Annotated in this window: 1 protein-coding gene and 1 pseudogene; one reads left to right on the top strand and one right to left on the bottom strand. The window is 62.4% G+C overall.

The annotated features are described in order from the left end of the window. Positions 1-658: pseudogene (locus tag KDL09_RS00570) on the bottom strand (hypothetical protein); the annotation flags it as partial. 202 nt (positions 659-860) lie between these two features. On the opposite strand from KDL09_RS00570, the gene KDL09_RS00565 reads away from it, so the two are divergent. Further along, positions 861-3142 (top strand): DUF1549 domain-containing protein (locus tag KDL09_RS00565; protein WP_294380243.1); only part of this gene is annotated, 2282 nt, incomplete at its 3' end.

Here is a 3142-nt window from a genome sequence, read left to right as displayed (position 1 = left end):
CGCCGTTCCAAAACGAGATGAGCCGAACCAGCGGATCGATCGTTCCTTCCGGCGCTTCACGCGCGGCGGGATTTTTGCCGCCGGAGCTTTGGCGTTGCAGAATGACCTTGCCCAGCGGCCCGAGGATGCGGCGATTGGAGGCAACGTGCTCCACCTTGCCCGCGCCCAGTCCGATCTGCGTCACGGTCTGCGCCTTGGGGAGCGAGTCCTGCACGGCGGCCGTGAGCCGCTGCATCACTTCACGATCGAGCTCCGCATTGGAAAACTTGCCGCCAAGGCCATGCTCCGCGAGCAGGCGCTCCGTGGCCAGATCACTGCCCGGTGCGTCGTGCTGGTGCAGCGTGTGCACGGTCACACGATCCATGGACGTGCCGGCGGCCTTCGCGAGCGTCTCGCGATAGGCGTCATGGCCTTCGTTGCCGATGCCCACCCAGTCGAACGCACAGAGCACGATGGGATCGCCCGCGCCCAGCAGCACCACGCCGCGTGCGGTCAGCGGTGTGACAATCTCCTTCACCGGCTTCACCGCGCCATTGCACAGCGGTGATCCGAGCGGCGGCGTGGCATCCGCCTTGAAAGTCGCGATCCGCAGTTCCGCCGCAGTCAGGCTGACAATTGAAGCAAAGGTGAAGATGGCGGAGAAAAGGAGTCGCGGCATGGCAGTCATACGAAGCGCCATGCGGTGGACTTGCCTTGACAGGCGGCGCGGAACGCACGCGCAAATGCCCGTTCGATGAGCGATCAACTGTTGAAGCGATTAGTCTGCCGACTGGTAGAAGAAACGGAGTTGCGGAAAGAGGAGGATTCCCCGAACCGATCTTTTCTTGTCCAAAAGCCCTCCGTTTCTGTCTTCTTTCCCCGTGCGTCACGCAGTCACCTTCTCACTCCTCACGTCCTTCGCGGCCGCCGGTGCATCGGCGGCGGATGGCGTGGCGTTTTTTGAGAGCAAAGTGCGGCCGCTGCTGGTGAAGCATTGCTACGAGTGTCACTCGCAGGAATCCGGCAAACGAAAGGGCGGGCTGCTGTTGGATCGCAAAGAAGGCTGGCAGATCGGCGGTGATGCGGGCGCGGCGCTGATTCCCGGCAACCCGGGCAACAGCCTGCTGATGCACAGCGTCAGCTATCAGGATGACAAGCTGCAGATGCCGCCGAAGTCCAAGCTGTCGCCGCAGGACATCCGCATTCTGGAGCAATGGATCTCGATGGGCGCTCCGGATCCGCGCAATGAGGCGCTGGGAGAGGTGGTGAAGAAAAAGACGATCGACTTCGAGACCGCACGCCAGGGCTGGGCTTTTCGTCCGTTGCAAAACACGCCGTTGCCCGCCGTGAAGCAGAAGGACTGGCCGCGCAAAGATCTCGACGCCTTCATCCTCGCGGAACTCGAAGCCAAGGGCCTCACGCCTGCCGCCGATGCCGATCGGCGCACGCTGATGCGTCGGCTCAGTTATGATCTCACGGGTTTGCCGCCGTCGTCGGACCTGTCCGACAAGTCCGACGTGTCGGCCTACGTGGACAAGCTCATCAACAGCCCCCAATTCGGCGAAAAATGGGGACGCCACTGGCTGGATCTCGTGCGCTACGCGGACTCGAACGGCGGCGACCGCAACTACACCTTCTATCAGGCCTGGCGTTATCGGAACTACGTCATCGACGCCTTCAATCACGACAAGTCATTCTACCAGTTCATTCGCGAGCAGATCGCGGGCGATTTGATGCCGGCGAAGACGTCCGATCAGCGTCGCAGCCAGATGATCGCCTCCACCTTCCTCGCGCTCGGGCCGAAGATGCTCACGGAGCGCGACAAGGAGAAGCTGCATCTCGACACGGCGGACGAGCAGATCGACACGATCGGCCGCGCCTTCCTCGGTCTCACCATCGGCTGCGCACGTTGCCACGATCACAAGTTCGATCCCTTCAGCCAGCAGGACTACTATGCGCTCGCCGGTTTCTTCCGCTCCACGGAGGTCGTCATGGGCACGCGCAACGGCTGCGTGAACGTGGCGAGCTGGGTAGAGCAGGCGCTGCCGCAGCCCGAGCCTGCGATGTCCGATCTCGTGCACAAAGTGGAACGCCTCGAACTCGCGATGCGATTGAAAGTGGAACGCGACTTCATGAGGAAGGTCGGCGGCAAGATGTCGCTCGAAAAGCTGCCGCTGGCCGGCGTGATCTGCGATGAGGCGGATGCGGAGCTCGTCGGCGACTGGAAGCAGTCGAGCCTTTCGAAGAACCGCTTCGGCGACTTCTACATTCACGACGACAAGAAGGGCAAAGGCGAAAAGCAGGCCGTGTTTCGCGGCACCCTTCCGGAGAACGGCGTGTATGAAGTGCGCCTCGCGTATCCGGCCAAAACGAACTGCGACAAGCACGTGCCGATCACCGTCGAGGCCTTCGACGGCGTGCATGAGATCGTCTTTGATCAGACGAAGAAACCGAGCATCGGCGGCTTGTTCGAACCCATCGGCCGCTTTCATTTTGAAAAAGGCGGACGCGTGAACGTGATCGTCCGCACCGAAGGCACGAAGGACTACGTCATCGTCGATGCCGTGCAGTTCATCTCCGAGCGCGACATCGAACGCGAAGCCACCGCGCTCGCGATGGTCAATGGCAAAGGCACCGGCGATCCGCTGCTGACGATGCAAAGCGAGGATCTGACCAAGGAGCTGGGCAAGCAGATCAACGAGCTCAAAGACGCCGACCTGGCGATGGCACCGCGTGATGCACGCGACGCCGGCGACATTCATCTGCGTGTGCGCGGCGAGGTTGGCCAGCTGGGTCCGAAAATCGCGCGCACCTACCCCAGCGTGCTGTTTCGCGGCGCTCCGCCGAAGATCGCACCCGGATCCAGCGGTCGCTTGCAGCTCGCCTCGTGGATGACGAGCGAGGAGAATGCGCTGCTCGATCGTGTGATCGTCAACCGCCTGTGGGCGCAGCTTTTCGGACGCGGCATCGTCAGCACCGTGGACAACTTCGGCGTTCAAGGCGAGAAGCCGACGCATCCCGTGCTGCTCGATCACCTCGCCGCGAAATTCCGCGCCAGTGGCGGTTCGTTCAAGACGCTGATCCGCGAGATGGTGCTCAGCCGCACCTACCAGCTCGCCGCCGAGGCGAAATCACCGCGCACCGTCGCCGATCCGGAGAATCG

It is taken from the genome of Prosthecobacter sp. (assembly GCF_020439865.1).
Lineage (GTDB): Bacteria > Verrucomicrobiota > Verrucomicrobiia > Verrucomicrobiales > Verrucomicrobiaceae > Prosthecobacter.
This window is presented reverse-complemented; position numbering and strand designations above follow the sequence as displayed.